The 13,988-nt window shown below is 68.6% G+C and carries 14 protein-coding genes; 8 read left to right on the plus strand and 6 right to left on the minus strand.

Going from position 1 to position 13,988, the window contains the following annotated elements; translation table 11 throughout:
• Positions 1-70 precede the first annotated feature (70 nt).
• Entirely contained in the window at positions 71-781 is a 711-nt protein-coding gene (locus EV667_RS18705) for an OmpW/AlkL family protein (RefSeq protein ID WP_207907810.1), read from the plus strand.
• Between the two features lie 64 nt (positions 782-845).
• Here EV667_RS18705 and purH read toward each other — a convergent pair whose 3' ends face one another.
• The 3 genes from purH to rsmB all read right to left on the minus strand — a co-directional run bounded on the left by purH (position 846) and on the right by rsmB (position 5,727).
• Positions 846-2,459 carry a bifunctional phosphoribosylaminoimidazolecarboxamide formyltransferase/IMP cyclohydrolase gene (gene purH, locus EV667_RS18710; RefSeq protein WP_131836886.1) on the minus strand — a complete coding sequence of 538 codons (1,614 nt, stop codon included), beginning with the start codon at positions 2,457-2,459 and terminating at the stop codon, positions 846-848.
• A gap of 88 nt (positions 2,460-2,547) precedes the next feature.
• A complete protein-coding gene (locus EV667_RS18715; RefSeq protein ID WP_131836887.1) occupies positions 2,548-4,266 on the minus strand; it encodes a heparinase II/III family protein in 1,719 nt (572 codons plus the stop codon).
• A 135-nt stretch (positions 4,267-4,401) separates the two neighbouring features.
• A complete protein-coding gene (gene rsmB / locus EV667_RS18720; RefSeq protein WP_131836888.1) occupies positions 4,402-5,727 on the minus strand; it encodes a 16S rRNA (cytosine(967)-C(5))-methyltransferase RsmB in 1,326 nt (441 codons plus the stop codon).
• A 182-nt stretch (positions 5,728-5,909) separates the two neighbouring features.
• On the opposite strand from rsmB, the gene EV667_RS18725 reads away from it, so the two are divergent.
• Positions 5,910-6,866, plus strand: a complete 957-nt coding sequence (locus EV667_RS18725) for a glucokinase (RefSeq protein ID WP_131836889.1) — start codon at positions 5,910-5,912, stop codon at positions 6,864-6,866.
• 23 nt (positions 6,867-6,889) lie between these two features.
• A complete protein-coding gene (locus EV667_RS18730) occupies positions 6,890-7,207 on the plus strand; it encodes a Dabb family protein (protein WP_131836890.1) in 318 nt (105 codons plus the stop codon).
• A gap of 106 nt (positions 7,208-7,313) precedes the next feature.
• Here EV667_RS18730 and EV667_RS18735 read toward each other — a convergent pair whose 3' ends face one another.
• The 3 genes from EV667_RS18735 to EV667_RS18745 form a co-directional block, all read right to left on the minus strand.
• The gene (locus EV667_RS18735; RefSeq protein WP_131836891.1) at positions 7,314-8,093 is read right to left on the minus strand and encodes an RluA family pseudouridine synthase; all 780 of its coding nucleotides are present in this window, start codon (positions 8,091-8,093) and stop codon (positions 7,314-7,316) included.
• A gap of 60 nt (positions 8,094-8,153) precedes the next feature.
• Positions 8,154-8,936, minus strand: a complete 783-nt coding sequence (locus EV667_RS18740; RefSeq protein WP_131836892.1) for a 3-hydroxybutyrate dehydrogenase — start codon at positions 8,934-8,936, stop codon at positions 8,154-8,156.
• A gap of 125 nt (positions 8,937-9,061) precedes the next feature.
• Positions 9,062-9,511 (minus strand): hypothetical protein, encoded by a 450-nt coding sequence (locus tag EV667_RS18745; RefSeq protein ID WP_131836893.1) that lies wholly within the window; start codon positions 9,509-9,511, stop codon positions 9,062-9,064.
• Positions 9,512-9,705: 194 nt separating this feature from the next.
• Here EV667_RS18745 and EV667_RS18750 point away from each other — a divergent pair, with 194 nt between their 5' ends.
• The 5 genes from EV667_RS18750 (at position 9,706) to EV667_RS18770 (ending at position 13,964) form a co-directional block, all read left to right on the plus strand.
• Positions 9,706-10,290, plus strand: a complete 585-nt coding sequence (locus EV667_RS18750) for a Fur family transcriptional regulator (RefSeq protein ID WP_131836894.1) — start codon at positions 9,706-9,708, stop codon at positions 10,288-10,290.
• 94 nt (positions 10,291-10,384) lie between these two features.
• The gene (gene ispG / locus EV667_RS18755) at positions 10,385-11,683 is read left to right on the plus strand and encodes a flavodoxin-dependent (E)-4-hydroxy-3-methylbut-2-enyl-diphosphate synthase (RefSeq protein WP_131836895.1); all 1,299 of its coding nucleotides are present in this window, start codon (positions 10,385-10,387) and stop codon (positions 11,681-11,683) included.
• Between the two features lie 5 nt (positions 11,684-11,688).
• Positions 11,689-12,084, plus strand: a complete 396-nt coding sequence (locus EV667_RS18760; RefSeq protein WP_131836896.1) for a rhodanese-like domain-containing protein — start codon at positions 11,689-11,691, stop codon at positions 12,082-12,084.
• A 172-nt stretch (positions 12,085-12,256) separates the two neighbouring features.
• Positions 12,257-12,553, plus strand: coding sequence for a GIY-YIG nuclease family protein (locus EV667_RS18765; RefSeq protein ID WP_131836897.1), 297 nt, complete (start codon positions 12,257-12,259; stop codon positions 12,551-12,553).
• Positions 12,554-12,926: 373 nt separating this feature from the next.
• A complete protein-coding gene (locus EV667_RS18770) occupies positions 12,927-13,964 on the plus strand; it encodes an aspartate-semialdehyde dehydrogenase (RefSeq protein ID WP_131836898.1) in 1,038 nt (345 codons plus the stop codon).
• Positions 13,965-13,988 lie beyond the last annotated feature (24 nt).

A 13,988-nucleotide genomic window follows, 5' to 3' on the forward strand; every position in this document is an offset into this window, starting at 1 on the left:
ACGGCCGTCCCCTCCCCCCACCACTAGCCGCGTGCTCCGCACAGGGGCAGGGGAATCAAGGGGTTTGGGCATGCCGTCCATCGGATCAACATTACATCGTCTTTCCGCTCCGGCGGCGGGTCTGGTTCTTCTCGGCGCCGTACTCGGCGGAGCGCCGGCGCGCGCGGCCGACATGGCAGGCACGCCCCCGCTCGCCTACAAGGTCCCCGCCCCGGTGGTGGAACAGAGCCCGTGGCAGATTCGCCTGCGCCTGCTCGGCGTGTTCCCGGAGGATGGCGGGTCGGTACACGGCGTCAACGGCTCGAATCTCGACTATTCCGACGCCGTCGTCCCGGAACTCGACATCACCTACTATTTCACCAAAAACTGGGCCGCCGAGCTGATCCTCGGCGTCACGCCGCACGACATCAGCGGCGCCGGCACGATTTCCAGCCTCGGCAAGATCGCCGAGGTCTGGCTGCTGCCGCCGACCCTGACGCTGCAATATCATTTCACCGATTTCGGCGCCTTCAAGCCCTATGTCGGCGCCGGCATCAACTACACCTTCTTCTTCGATCAGAAGGCCTATTCGGCCGATTCGATCGACGTGAAGGACACGTTCGGCTGGGCGCTGCAGGTCGGCTTCGACTACATGCTCGACGACCATTGGGGCCTCAACGTCGATGTGAAGAAGCTCTTCCTGAAGCCCGATTTCGACGTCGTGGTCGCCGGCCAGGCCCTCTCCGGCACCGCCGATCTCGACCCGTGGATCGTCGGCGTCGGCGTCACCTACCGCTTCTGAGGGCGGTCGCCGCCTCCATCGAAGGGCCGGCCGCACGCCGGCCCTTTCGCGTTTCGCCCTCCGCTCAGTGCCGGAAGTGCCGCACGCCGGTGAACACCATGGCGATGCCGGCCGCGTCCGCCGCCGCGATCACGTCAGTGTCGCGGATCGAGCCGCCCGGCTGGATCACGGCGGTGGCTCCCGCCTCGATGGCGGTGACCAGCCCGTCGGCGAAGGGGAAGAAGGCGTCGGAGGCCACCACGCTGCCCCGCGTCAACGGCTCGGCCATCCCGGCGGCGGCCGCCGCGTCGCGGGCCTTGTGGGCGGCGATGCGCGCCGAATCCACCCGGCTCATCTGCCCGGCGCCAATGCCGACCGTGGCCAGGCCCTTCGCGTAGACGATGGCGTTCGACTTCACATGCTTCACGACGCGGAAGGCGAAGGCGAGGTCGGCCAGTTCGGCCTCGGTCGGCGCGCGCTGGGTCACCACCTTCAGCGTCATGTCGTCCACCACCGCATTGTCGCGCGACTGCACGAGATAGCCGCCCGCCAGCGACTTCACCAGCCGGCCGCCCCCGCGCGGGTCCGGCAGCGCGCCGGTGACCAGCAGGCGCAGGTTCTTCTTGGTGGCGATGATGGCGGCGGCTTCCTCGGTGGCGTCGGGGGCGACGATCACCTCGGTGAAGATGTCGACGATGGCACGGGCGGCCTCGGCGTCCAGCGTGCGGTTCAGCGCGACGATGCCGCCAAAGGCCGAGGTCGGGTCGCAGGCCAGCGCCTTGCGATAGGCCTCGACCAGCGTCTCCCCCTCGGCGACGCCGCACGGGTTGGCGTGCTTGACGATCACCACCGCCGGCGCCCGCGCCGGGTCGAACTCCGCCACCGCCTCGAAGGCGGCATCGGTGTCGTTGAGGTTGTTGTAGGAGAGCGCCTTGCCCTGAAGCTGGCGCGCCGTGGCGACGCCGGGCCGGGCCGGGCCGCCGACATAGAAGGCGGCGCTCTGGTGCGGGTTCTCGCCATAGCGCAGCGCCTCGGCCAGCCGACCGCCGAAGACGCGGCTTTCCGCCGCCGCCCCGGCGCCCTCGCCAGCGTCTTCCTTCGCCTCCACCTCGGCGAACCAGCTCGCGATCGCCCCGTCATAGGTGGCGGTGCGGGCATAGGCGAGCTGCGCCAGCTTGCGGCGGGTGGCGAGCGTGGTGCCGCCCTTGTCGTTGAGATCGGCCAGCACGGTGGCATAGCTCGACGGGTCGACCACGACCGCGACATCGGCGTGGTTCTTGGCGGCGGCGCGGATCATCGCCGGCCCGCCAATGTCGATGTTCTCGACGCAGTCGTCATAGCCCGCACCCGCCGCCACCGTCGCCTCGAACGGGTAGAGATTCACCACCACGAGGTCGATCGGCAGGATGTTGTGCGCGTCCATCGAGGCGCGGTGGCCGGCATCGTCGCGAATGGCGAGAATGCCGCCATGCACGCCCGGGTGCAGCGTCTTCACCCGCCCGTCCATCATTTCGGGAAAGCCGGTGAGGTCCGACACGTCACTCACCTCCAACCCCGCCTGCGCCAGCGCCTTGCGCGTGCCGCCGGTGGAGACCAGCGCGATTCCCTTTTCGGCCAGCGCCTGCGCGAAGGGCACGAGGCCGGTCTTGTCGGACACCGAAAGGAGGGCGCGGGCGATGGGGCGGATGTCAGCGGACATGGGAGCGGCCAGTGCGTTGAAAACAGGATGGCCGCCGCCCTATCACGTCTGGCCTTCCGGGTGAACCTTCCACCACGCGGCCCGCCCGCTATCCCCGCAGCGCCCGCAGCTGGACGAAGGTCCATTCCACCCGCGGCGTCTGCCGGGCCGTGCCTGTTATCACCAACTGCTCGGTGCGACGGGGACCGGCGCCGCTGCCGAGGAAGATGCTTTCCTCGATGACGACGGCACTGTCCGGGGCGGTGAAGGCCCAGTCGTCGCCGTCGGGCAGCCGCAGGATCACCGTCTGCCCGTCCGAGGCACGGGAGGGCTCGACCGAGGGGTGCAGGTGGAAGCGCACCGCATAGCGGCCCGGCTGGTCGGCGGGGAATTCCTCGCCCTGCGAAACGCGGAACAGGTCCTCGCCGTCCAGCCGCATGCCGTCTGCCGACAGCCGCCAGGAGCGCTGATGGACCACGCCGAAGCGCCGGGCATAGCCGTCATGGCTGGCGCGCAGCACATCGGCGCCCCCACGCTCGCCACGGTCGACATGCAGGTCGCCCGGGCCGCCCAGCACCGGCGCTCCGCACAGCCGGGTCAACGGCCCGGCGGAGAGGAAGCGGCAGGATGACGCGTCTTCCACCACCACGGTGGAATGGGCCGCCGTCTGCCGTGCGATCGCGCGCCATTCCTCCCGCCCGGCGGCAGGCAGGCCGCAATTGACCACGATACGGTGCCGCCCGGCGGAGAGCTCGAAGGAAAGGCAGCCGGCATGCGCTTCAAGGCTCAGCGGCATGGGCGGCGGCGCGCCGGTGTCGGCGATCACCACCGTCGCGCCCGCCTCCATGCGCTGATAGCCGGAATAAGGCGCGTTCGACACCGGGCGCCCGCGCGCATCGTCATAGGCGAGCACGGTGGCGAGCACATCCGCCGGCGTCGGTCCCATGCCGTTGAACAGCCCGAAGGCGCCGTCCACATGCCGGAAGAAGCGCAGCATCGGCATCATGCGGTCGATGGCGTTGAGCAGCGCCGGCGGCGGCGGCAGATGGCGGGCGGCGTAGCTCTGGCGCAGCGGCAGCAGGTCGAGCAGAACCTCGACCAGCATGCCGGGATTGCGGCTGACATGGCCGCCATCTCCCAGCACCTGCCGATCAAGTTCGTCGACCAGGCGCTTCTGCGCAGTGCGCATCAGCCGGGTCTGGTCGGCCATGCACAGGCTGGCCAGCGCCAGGGTGAGCGCACAGGCAAGGCGCGCCCTCCCGTCCGGCGCGTGCGGGCCGACGCTCTTGATGTAGCGCACCTGCGCGGTGAGGCTGCGGATGAAGCGGCGGTGAAAGCCGGGGTCGGCATCCTGCAGGATCAGCGGCGCCTGGGTGAGCCAGCTCGCCACCCGCCGCGCCGCTATTTCCGGCAGCGAGGCCTGTGGCAGCCGGTGGCCGCGCATGGCGATCCAGTCACCCACCAGCGCGCGGGCATGCGCCCGGGCGAGGGGCGAAGCGGCGGCCTGCAAATGCCGCAGCCAGCAGAAGGAATAAAGGTCGCGCGCCCATTCCGGCGAGGGCGGCAGCATCTCGAAGGGCGAGGCGCCATCGGTCAGGACCAGCTTGCCGGCGAAGCTGTAGCGCCCGGCATACAAGTCGGCGGCCCGCGCCGGGTCGCCGGTGCGCAGCTCATGCGGGGCGAACAGCAGGCGCGAGGGCACCGGCACGGCTGTCGCGCGCCACGGAAACCACGGATGCGCCAGGGTTCGCGCCACCAGGCCGTTCCAGCCGGTTTCGGCCGCGAACCGCGCCAAACGGGCACGGTCCGCAAAGATATCGCGGGCCATCAGCGTCTCAGCCCCACTCGAAGACGCCGGGAATCACCAGCTCTGCCATGGCCGCGAGCTTAGCGAAGCGAGTCCGCACGTCCAGCCGCACCCACCCACGCCCGCGAACCGGCCTGCCGGTCCCTGTGAAATCCCTCACCCCTTGCGCAGCCGCGCGGCGAAGAAGCCGTCGAGGCCGGCATAGCGCGGGTCCTCGTCCGGCAGATGGGTGGGCAGGGTACGAACCTCGCCCTCTCCATTGATCCATTCCGCCGGAATGCCGCACTCGCCGGGCACCACCGGGTCGCGGACGAAATCGGGGCGGAGGGCGAGGAAGGCGGCGATCTGCCGCTCGCCCTCTTCCGGCTCCAGCGAGCAGGTGGAATAGACCAGCACCCCGCCCGGCCTCACCAGTTCGGCGGCGTTGGCGAGAAGGCGGGCCTGCAGCGAAGCGAGGCTGACAATATCGGCCGGCGCCTTGGTCCACGCCACTTCCGGGTGGCGGCGTATGGTGCCGGTAGCCGAACAGGGGGCGTCGATCAGCACGCCATCGAACGGACCGGCCTTGAGGCGGGTGGCGTCGGCCTCGATGATGTCGGCGGCAAGGCTGAGCCGCTCCAGATTGGCCTTGAGCCGACGCAGGCGCGGGGCGGAACGGTCGACCGCCACCACCCGCGCGCCGGCAGCGGCCAGCTGCGCCGTCTTGCCGCCGGGTGCAGCGCAGAGGTCGGCAATCGTCATTCCTGCAGCAGGGCGAAGCAGCAGCGCCGGCAGTGCCGCTGCCGCGTCCTGCACCCACCATTCGCCTTCGTTGAAGCCCGCCAGCGCGGTGACGTTGCCGGCCTCGACAAGACGTACCGAGCCTGTCGGCAGCAACCGGCCGCCGAGCTTTTCCGCAAGCGCTTCAGGATGTTGCCGGGCGGTGAGGTCAAGCGGGGCCTCACTGGCCAGCGCCCGCGAAATCGCCTCGCCCGAGGCCGGGCCATAGGCGGCCGTCCAGCCCTCAACCATCCATTCCGGCTGGTCCGCGACGTCGGGAAGGATCGCCTTGCCCTCCCGCGCGATCCGCCGAAGTACAGCATTTGCAAGGCCTTTGAAGCCGGCGGTGCTGGCCTGCTCGCCCACCAGCGTCACGGTGGTGCCCACCGCCGCGTGGTCGGGCACGTCCATGAACAGGATCTGCGCGGCGCCAACCAGCATCAGAACCTCGACCCGCCGGGCCTTTTCGGGGATGGCCCGCTCCATCAGGCTGCGCAGCAGCGCGCGCAGGCTCCCCAGCCGCCGCAGCGTGGTTGCAGCGAGCATCCGCGCCAGCCCCCGATCCCGCTCATCCAGTTCGCGGGTCAGCCGTTCAAGGGTTTCCTCCAGCGGATGGCCGTTTTCGAGCACGGCTTCGACGGCATCGGCCGCCGCCCGGCGGGCGGCAAGGCCGGGCGCTTCTGCGGCGGGAGCGGATCGGGAGGCGGAGCGCGGTTCTTTCATCGCGATGGGACTAGGCCCAGCCACGCGGGAAGGCAACCTTATCCGTCGATCGCGCCGGGGCGAGGCATCCAAATAGCCGCTCGGGGGTTGTCGAACCGGGCGAGATTGGGTCCTATCCCCCTTCAGCCCGCCCACCCGCCTTCCCGGCCCGCCTCACGCCTTGCGCCAGCAGCGAACGGAACATGCCCAACCTGATCCTCATCGCCGATATCGGCGGAACCTCCTCGCGCCTGGCCCTTGTCGACACGGGCGGTGTCCCGCGCGACATCCAGATCCACCGCAATGACGACTTCGGCGGCTTCAAGCAGATGATCGAGGCCGACCTCGCCCAGCGTGGGTCGGAGGCCCGCGCGGCGGTCGGCGGCGCGGTGCTCGCGGTGGCCGGGCCGGCGGATGAGGAGGTCATTCGCCTGACCAACCGCGACTGGTCCTTTTCCAAGCGCGACATGCGCCGCCATTTCGGCTGGCAGAAATTCGCCGCGCTGAACGATTTCGAGGCGCTCGCCCTCGGCGTGCTGGCGCTCACCCCGGAACACCTCGTCGCGGTGGGCGCCGGCCGGGCGGAGCGCGATGCGCCCATTCTGGTCTGCGGCCCCGGCACCGGCTTCGGAACCGCCATGCTGGTAAAAGCGGGTCGCAACCGCATGGTGCTGACCGGCGAAGGCGGGCGCGTGCGGCTCGGCGCCGCCGATTCCGAGGAGGCGCTGCTGCTCGGCCACATGGTGCAGGAGCTTGGCCCTGTCGTGGTAGAGCATGCGCTCTCCGGCTCCGGCCTTGCCCGCATCCACCGCATCTTGTCCGGCGCCAGCCTTTCGCCGGAGGAGGTGATCGCGGCCGCCTTGCGGGGCGAGGATGCGGCGCATCACAGCTGCGCTGTTTTCCTTCGGTTGTTCGGTCGCATCGCCGGGGATCTCGCGCTCATCACCAATGCGCGCGGCGGCGTCTATCTCGCCGGCGGCGTCTCGGTCGGGCTTGCCACCCTGTTCGCCGGCTCGGCGTTCCGCGCCGCCTTCGAGGAGCATCCGCCCTTCGAGGCGCGGCTCGCCGAGATGCCGGTGCAGGTCATCACCCATCCGACACCCGGGCTGATCGGCTGCGGCCAGTTCGGCGGCCGGCTGGCGAAGACCCTGAAGAGCTAGCGCCCCCGGAGACATGGCAGACCATGATCACGCACATTGTTCTTCTGCGCTTTCCCGACAACATGCCCGGCGCTCGCATCGATGAACTGCTCGCGCCGTTTCTCCGGCTTCCCGAGGTCATTCCCGGCCTCGTCGCCGTGAGCGCCGGCAGCAACACCAGCCCGGAAGGCCTGCACAACGGCTATCGCCATGGCCTCGTCATGCAGTTCAGTTCCGCCCTTGACCGCGACGCCTACCTCACCCATCCCGCCCATGTGCGCCTTGCCGAGCCGCTCGTCGCGGCGCTCGCGCACGGGGTTGGCGACGTTGCGGTGTTCGATCTGGAATCGGGTGACCGCTAGGAACTAGAGCATTTTCGAGCGAAGTGGGTTCCGGTTCGCGTGAATAAAATGCGTAAAAACAAAAACCTCGAGGACGTCCGGCGAGCCGGAATTCACCGAGCGTGCTCTAGCCACCCAGCTTTGTGAAGCCGGCTTCATCCGCCAGCGCCTCCAGCGCGGCCGGGTCGAACCCGGCCCGCTCCAGCGTGGCGCGCATATGAGCGGGCAAAGGCGCGCGCGCATCGACCGGATCGCGGCCCTTCTTCTGCGGAATGATCGCCCGCCGCGAATGCAGGTGCAGGATCGGCCCGCCCGGCAGGCGCGAGGCGCCGCCATAGATGCTGTCGCCGAGAATCGGGTGGCCGATGGCGTCGAGATGCACGCGCAACTGGTGCGTGCGCCCGGTGAGCGGCGAGAGCGCCAGCACCGCCAGCCCCTCGCCCTCAGCGATCTTACGCCATTCGGTGATGGCTTCCTGGCCCTTCGGGTCGACCGCCATCCACCAGCCACGCGTCGGCGAGCGCTTGGCGAGCTTCAGTTCGATGCGCCCGCCTGCCTCGGCCGGCACGCCGCGCACAACGGCCATGTAGGTCTTGCCCACCGTCCCGTCGGCAAACGCCTTGCCAAGATCGGCCAGCGCCTTGCGGTGACGGCCGAGCACGAGGCAGCCGGAGGTGTCCTTGTCGAGCCGGTGAGCGAGTTCCGGTGCATTGGGCAGGCCGAAGCGCAGCGCGTCGAGATGGTCGGCCAGCGTCTCACCACCCTTCGGCCCCTTGTGGACCGCAAGGCCGGGCGGCTTGTCGATGACGAGCATCATCCCGTCGCGGTGCAGCACGCGGGCGGCTATGTCGAACGTCCCCTCATTGGCGGGGACGGCGTCTTCGGAAGACGAGGCGGTCTGGCTCATCGCGCCGTCACACCACAAAGCCGGCCGCGCGTCGAGAGGCGCCTGCTTTTAGCGAAGCGGCTATTTCGCCACCCAGCCGCCATCCATCTGCTGCAACGCGCCGGTGATCGAGCGGGCATTGTCGCCGGCGAGGAACACCGCCAGAGCCGCTACCTCCTCGACCGTGACGAACTGCTTAGTCGGCTGCTCGGACAGCAGCATGTCCTTCACCTGTTGCTCGGTCATGCCACGCGCCTTCATGGTGTCGGGAATCTGCTGCTCCACCAGCGGCGTCCAGACATAGCCGGGGCAGATGGCGTTGACGGTGATGCCGAACGGCGCGGTTTCCAGCGCCACGGTCTTGGTCAGGCCGGCAATGCCATGCTTGGCGGCGACATAGGCCGATTTGAACGGCGAGGCGACCAGCGCATGGGCCGAGGCGGTATTGATGATGCGGCCCCATTTGCGCGCCTTCATGCCGGGCACGGCGGCCTTGATGGTGTGGAAGGCGGCGGAGAGGTTCAGGGCGATGACGAGGTCCCATTTGTCGTCCGGGAATTCGTCCACCGGCGCGACATGCTGCACGCCGGCATTGTTCACGAGGATGTCCACCGAACCGAGCGCTTCCTGCACAAAGGCGATCAGCCCGGCACAGGCGGCCCCCTTGGTGAGATCCGCGTCGGAATAGAGCGCCGCGACGCCGAAATCGCTCTCGATGCCGGCCCGCAGCCGCTCGATCTCGGCCGCGTCGCCGAAGCCGTTCAGCGTGACATTCACGCCCTCGGCAGCGAGGGCGCGGGCTATGGCGAGGCCTATGCCGCTGGTCGACCCGGTGACGACGGCGTTCTTACCCTTCAAGGACATGCACGGTACCTCATTCGACAGGACGAGCGGCAAAGCACGAGCAGCATTTGGCCGCCCGCCGGAACTTAAGGCGGGGCGATGACGCGCGCATCACCGCCCCGCCTGGAAGATCGGCTACCGGAGGATCACGGCTGCTTGAGGCAGACCGCGACGACTTCCTTCACCGGGTGCTCGCACGCCACCACGGTCTTGCCGCCATCATCGGCGAAGGACGCGATGTGCTGGAAGCTGCGTTCGGTGTTGACGCAATAGCCCGAGACGATCACCTCGCCGCTCTCGCAGCCGCTGGTGCAGCCTGCCGACGGGCAGGGCGCGCTGCGCACGGTGATGGCGGAGGACCCCGGCGCGCCGGGCGTGCCCGCCGTGCCGGCAGGACCCTGCGGACCCGTGGGACCGGCAGGGCCGGAAGGACCCGCAGGCCCGGCGGGCCCGGTGGCGCCGGCAGGGCCTGCCGCCCCGGCGGGACCGGCCATGCCGGCCTCGCCCTTCGGACCCGCAGGACCGGAAGGCCCCTCGAAACACCCCGCCAGAGGCAGCGCGAGCGCCGCGACCAGAATGAATTTGAAAGCCTGCATGGAACCCCCAATGAACGAACCGGCGGCCGTATCCTGCTCCGGCGCACAGAGCCTCACAAGGGCGAAGCGCATGCGACCATCAACCTTTGCGCCAACTCGTTCGCCATGCCCGGCCGGCCGGCGTGATGGCGGGGTGATCGCAGCGTGATAGCGCCGTCATGGCGCCGTGACCGGGGAAGGTTTATATTGGCAGCATGTCGACCACCTCTCCCCCGCCCGGTGGCCCGCAAGGGCATGACCATGATGGCCACGACCACGACCATGCCGCCTGCGTGGCCGGCGCCATCGCCCGCTTCGAGCAAAGCTGCGCCCGCAGCGGCGCGCGGCTGACGCCCTTGCGCCGCCGTGTGCTGGAGGAACTGGCCGACAGCCACACCCCGCTCGGCGCCTATGATCTGGTGGAGCGCCTCGGCAATTCCGGCGAGAAGCCGCCGCCGATGTCGGTGTACCGGACGCTGGATTTCCTCGTGAGCGAGGGGCTGGCCCACCGCATCGAGAGTCGCAACGCCTATCTGGTCTGCGGGCGCGAGCATGGTGCCGACGACGTCATCGTGTTCCTCATCTGCGAAGGCTGCGGCGTGACGGCGGAAGTCGCCTCGCACGCTATCGGCCGCGATCTCGCCTGGGCGACGCGGGCAGCCGGCTTCACCCCGCGCACGCCTGTCATCGAGATCGCCGGCACCTGCGCCCGCTGCCGCACGGCGGCCGGAGCGGATGCGGCCGCAAACGACGCGCGGGAGGCGGCCCACCCTCACGCCCATGCCGAGACGACGCCGTGAGTTCCCGCCCGAGCCCCCGCCCGTTGACGCACCGCCCGCACCGGCTTAACCCCAGCCGCACGCTGCGCACCCCAGTCCCCGGACGATGAACGCCATGGACGCCCTCTCCCCCGCCTCCGTCGTCGCGCCCGATCTCGAAGCCGCCGGCCCTGCCCCGCGCCGTGCCACCGTCGCGGTGAAGGTCGGCAGCGTCACCGTGGGTGGCGGCGCGCCGGTGGTCGTTCAGTCGATGACCAATACCGATACCGCCGACGCCGACGGAACCGCCCGGCAGATCGCGGCACTCGCCCGCGCCGGCTCGGAAATCGTGCGGATCACGGTGGATCGCGACGAGGCCGCCGCCGCCGTGCCCGAAATCAAGGAGCGCCTGCTGCGCATGGGGCTCGACACCCCGATCGTCGGCGACTTCCACTACAATGGCCATCTGCTGCTGACGAAGTACCCGGACTGCGCGCAGGCGCTCGACAAATACCGGATCAATCCCGGCAATGTTGGCTTCGGTCAGAAGCGCGACCGCCACTTCGCCACCATCGTCGAGCAGGCAATCAAATACGCCAAGCCGGTGCGCATCGGCGCCAATTGGGGCTCGCTCGACGACGACCTGCTCACCGCGCTGATGGACGAGAACGCGAAGCTGCCGAGCCCGGCGCCGGCGCGCGCGGTCACCCGCGAGGCGCTGGTGCGCTCGGCCCTGCTCTCGGCGGCGCTGGCCGAAGACATCGGACTCCCGCGTGAAAAAATCATCCTCTCCGCCAAGGTCTCGGCGGTGCAGGATCTCATCACCGTCTACGCCGAGCTGGCGCGCCGCGCCGACTATGCGCTGCATCTGGGCCTCACCGAAGCCGGCATGGGCTCGAAGGGCATCGTCGCGTCCTCGACCGCGATGGGCGTGCTTTTGCAGCAAGGCATCGGCGACACCATCCGCGTCTCGCTCACCCCGGAGCCCGGCGGCGACCGCACCCGCGAAGTGACGGTGGCGCAGGAAATGCTGCAGACCATGGGCCTGCGCACCTTCGTGCCGCTGGTCGCCGCCTGCCCCGGCTGCGGGCGCACCACCTCAACCACCTTCCAGGAACTGGCCTTCGAGGTGCAGGACTTCATCCGCACCTCCATGCCGGAATGGAAGAAGCACTATCCCGGCGTCGAGACCCTGAACGTCGCGGTCATGGGCTGCATCGTCAACGGCCCGGGCGAGAGCAAGCATGCCGATATCGGCATCTCGCTGCCCGGTACCGGCGAGTTTCCCACCGCCCCGGTCTATCTCGACGGCAAGAAGGCGATGACCCTGCGGGGCCCGAGCCTGCGCGAGGATTTCAAGAAGATCGTCGAGGACTATGTCGAGCGCCGCTTCGGCGTCGGGCGCCCGGCCTCCGGAGCCGACGCCGCGGAGTGACCGCGATGAAGAAGGGCTACAAGCAGCTTTTGGCGGAAGCCGAGGCCGTGGTCACGGGAATCGAGGTGGCGGAAGCCGCGGCCCTGCAGGCCCGCGACGACGTGGTCTTCGTCGATCTGCGCGACCCGCGCGAGCGAGAGCGCGAAGGCTCCATCCCTGGCGCCTTCCCCTGCCCGCGCGGCGTGCTGGAATTCTGGATCGACCCGGAAAGCCCCTACGCCAAGGAGGTTTTCCAGCAGGACAAGCGCTTCGTGTTCTACTGCTCGCTCGGCTGGCGCTCGGCGCTGGCGACAAAGACGGCGCAGGAGATGGGGCTGGAAAAGGTCTGCCACCTCAAGGGCGGTTTCACCGCCTGGAAGGCCGCCGGCAGCGCGGTGGAGACGATGGCGGCGAAGGGGTGAACGGGGATCCTGGTTGCCAAACGACCATCCTTCGAGGCTCGCTGCGCTCGCACCTCAGGATGACGTGGCTCTCACGGCCGCCGAAGCGGGGTTCTTGTCTTCCACCCACACACCGTCATCCTGAGGCGCCCGGCGCAGCCGGGCCTCGAAGGATGGTCATCCGGGAGCGACGATGGGTGCGTTCGTCTACATGCTCCGCTGTGCCGACGGCTCGTTCTATGTCGGGTCGACCAGCGGCCCATTGGACAAGCGCCTCGCCGAGCACGAGAGCGGCAGCTATCCCGGCTACACGTTTCGGCGACGTCCGGTAACGCTGGTCTGGTCGGAAGCGTTCGAGCGCATCACCGACGCCATCGCGGCCGAACGGCAGATTAAGGGCTGGACCCGGGTCAAGAAGGAAGCCCTCATCTGCAGTGACTGGGAGACACTCCGTCATGCCGCTCGGCGACAGTCTGTGCGGGAAGGGTGACGCGCCTGGGCGACCATCCTTCGAGGCTCGCTACGCTCGCGCCTCAGGATGACGTGGCTCTGTGAGCGACCGGCAGAGACTTGACCTCATCTGAGCATCACCGTCGCCCCGAGAAGCCCGGCATCGCTGGGCTTCCAAGGAGGATCAACCACACCACTTTGCCTTCCCCTTGCCCGCCGTCATCCTGAGGTGCGAGCGTAGCGAGCCTCGAAGGATGGTGATCCGGGAACAGTCCGCAGGCGCCTGTCCGTATGGGTGAGGAAAACGCCTTCGCCCGCCCCCTCCTCCCACCCGTTGCCCTTGCGTCCCTTATCGCGTAAAAGCCCGCGCTCGCCCGAGCCTGTGAATGGCAGGGCCTTCAGGAGATCAGCACATGGGCTACAAGGTCGCCATCGTCGGTGCCACGGGTAATGTGGGCCGCGAAATGCTCGACATCCTCTCCGAGCGCGGGTTTCCCGCCGACGAGGTGGTCGCGCTTGCTTCTCGCCGCTCGGTCGGCACCGAGGTTTCCTTCGGCGACAAGACGCTCAAGTGCAAAGCCCTGGAGAATTACGACTTTTCCGACACAGACATCTGCCTGATGTCGGCCGGTGGCGACGTTTCCAAGGAATGGTCGCCGAAGATCGGCCGCCAGGGCTGCGTGGTGATCGATAATTCCTCCGCCTTCCGCTACGACAGTGACGTGCCGCTGATCGTGCCGGAAGTGAATGCCGACGCCATCACAGGCTTCACCAAGAAGAACATCATCGCCAACCCGAACTGCTCGACCGCCCAGCTTGTCGTGGCTCTCAAGCCGCTGCACGATCTGGCGACGATCAAGCGCGTGGTGGTGGCGACCTATCAGTCCGTCTCCGGCGCCGGCAAGGACGCGATGGACGAACTGTTTGCACAGACCCGCGCGGTGTTCGTCTCCGACCCGGTGGAAGCCAAGAAGTTTCCCAAGCGTATCGCCTTCAACGTCATTCCTCACATCGACGTCTTCATGGAAGACGGCTACACGAAGGAGGAATGGAAGGTGATGGTCGAGACCAAGAAGATCCTCGACCCCAAGATCAAGCTCACCTGCACCGCCGTGCGCGTGCCGGTGTTCATCTCGCATTCGGAAGCCGTGAACGTCGAGTTCGAGAAGCCGATCACCGCCGAGGAGGCGACGCAGGCGCTGCGCAACGCGCCGGGCGTGCTCGTCATCGACAAGCGCGAGCCCGGTGGCTACATCACCCCCTACGAGGCCGCCGGCGAGGACGCCACCTATGTCTCGCGCATTCGCGAGGACGCGACGGTGGAGAACGGCCTCTCCTTCTGGTGCGTGTCGGACAATCTGCGCAAGGGCGCGGCGCTGAACGCGGTGCAGATCGCCGAAGTGCTGGTCAACCGCAAGCTGATCAAGCCGAAGGCCCGGAAGGCGGCGTGACCTGCCTTCAGTCGCTTGCTGCAA

The organism is Ancylobacter aquaticus (assembly GCF_004339465.1).
GTDB classification, from domain to species: Bacteria; Pseudomonadota; Alphaproteobacteria; order Rhizobiales; family Xanthobacteraceae; genus Ancylobacter; species Ancylobacter aquaticus.

What these genes read in the sequence shown, in the direction of transcription:
- EV667_RS18705 (WP_207907810.1), top strand. Translation starts at nt 71, where the DNA reads ATGCCGTCCATCGGATCAACATTACATCGTCTTTCCGCTCCGGCGGCG.
- purH (WP_131836886.1), bottom strand. Translation starts at nt 2,459, where the DNA reads ATGTCCGCTGACATCCGCCCCATCGCCCGCGCCCTCCTTTCGGTGTCC.
- EV667_RS18715 (WP_131836887.1), bottom strand. Translation starts at nt 4,266, where the DNA reads ATGGCCCGCGATATCTTTGCGGACCGTGCCCGTTTGGCGCGGTTCGCG.
- rsmB (WP_131836888.1), bottom strand. Translation starts at nt 5,727, where the DNA reads ATGAAAGAACCGCGCTCCGCCTCCCGATCCGCTCCCGCCGCAGAAGCG.
- EV667_RS18725 (WP_131836889.1), top strand. Translation starts at nt 5,910, where the DNA reads ATGCCCAACCTGATCCTCATCGCCGATATCGGCGGAACCTCCTCGCGC.
- EV667_RS18730 (WP_131836890.1), top strand. Translation starts at nt 6,890, where the DNA reads ATGATCACGCACATTGTTCTTCTGCGCTTTCCCGACAACATGCCCGGC.
- EV667_RS18735 (WP_131836891.1), bottom strand. Translation starts at nt 8,093, where the DNA reads ATGAGCCAGACCGCCTCGTCTTCCGAAGACGCCGTCCCCGCCAATGAG.
- EV667_RS18740 (WP_131836892.1), bottom strand. Translation starts at nt 8,936, where the DNA reads ATGTCCTTGAAGGGTAAGAACGCCGTCGTCACCGGGTCGACCAGCGGC.
- EV667_RS18745 (WP_131836893.1), bottom strand. Translation starts at nt 9,511, where the DNA reads ATGCAGGCTTTCAAATTCATTCTGGTCGCGGCGCTCGCGCTGCCTCTG.
- EV667_RS18750 (WP_131836894.1), top strand. Translation starts at nt 9,706, where the DNA reads ATGTCGACCACCTCTCCCCCGCCCGGTGGCCCGCAAGGGCATGACCAT.
- ispG (WP_131836895.1), top strand. Translation starts at nt 10,385, where the DNA reads ATGGACGCCCTCTCCCCCGCCTCCGTCGTCGCGCCCGATCTCGAAGCC.
- EV667_RS18760 (WP_131836896.1), top strand. Translation starts at nt 11,689, where the DNA reads ATGAAGAAGGGCTACAAGCAGCTTTTGGCGGAAGCCGAGGCCGTGGTC.
- EV667_RS18765 (WP_131836897.1), top strand. Translation starts at nt 12,257, where the DNA reads ATGGGTGCGTTCGTCTACATGCTCCGCTGTGCCGACGGCTCGTTCTAT.
- EV667_RS18770 (WP_131836898.1), top strand. Translation starts at nt 12,927, where the DNA reads ATGGGCTACAAGGTCGCCATCGTCGGTGCCACGGGTAATGTGGGCCGC.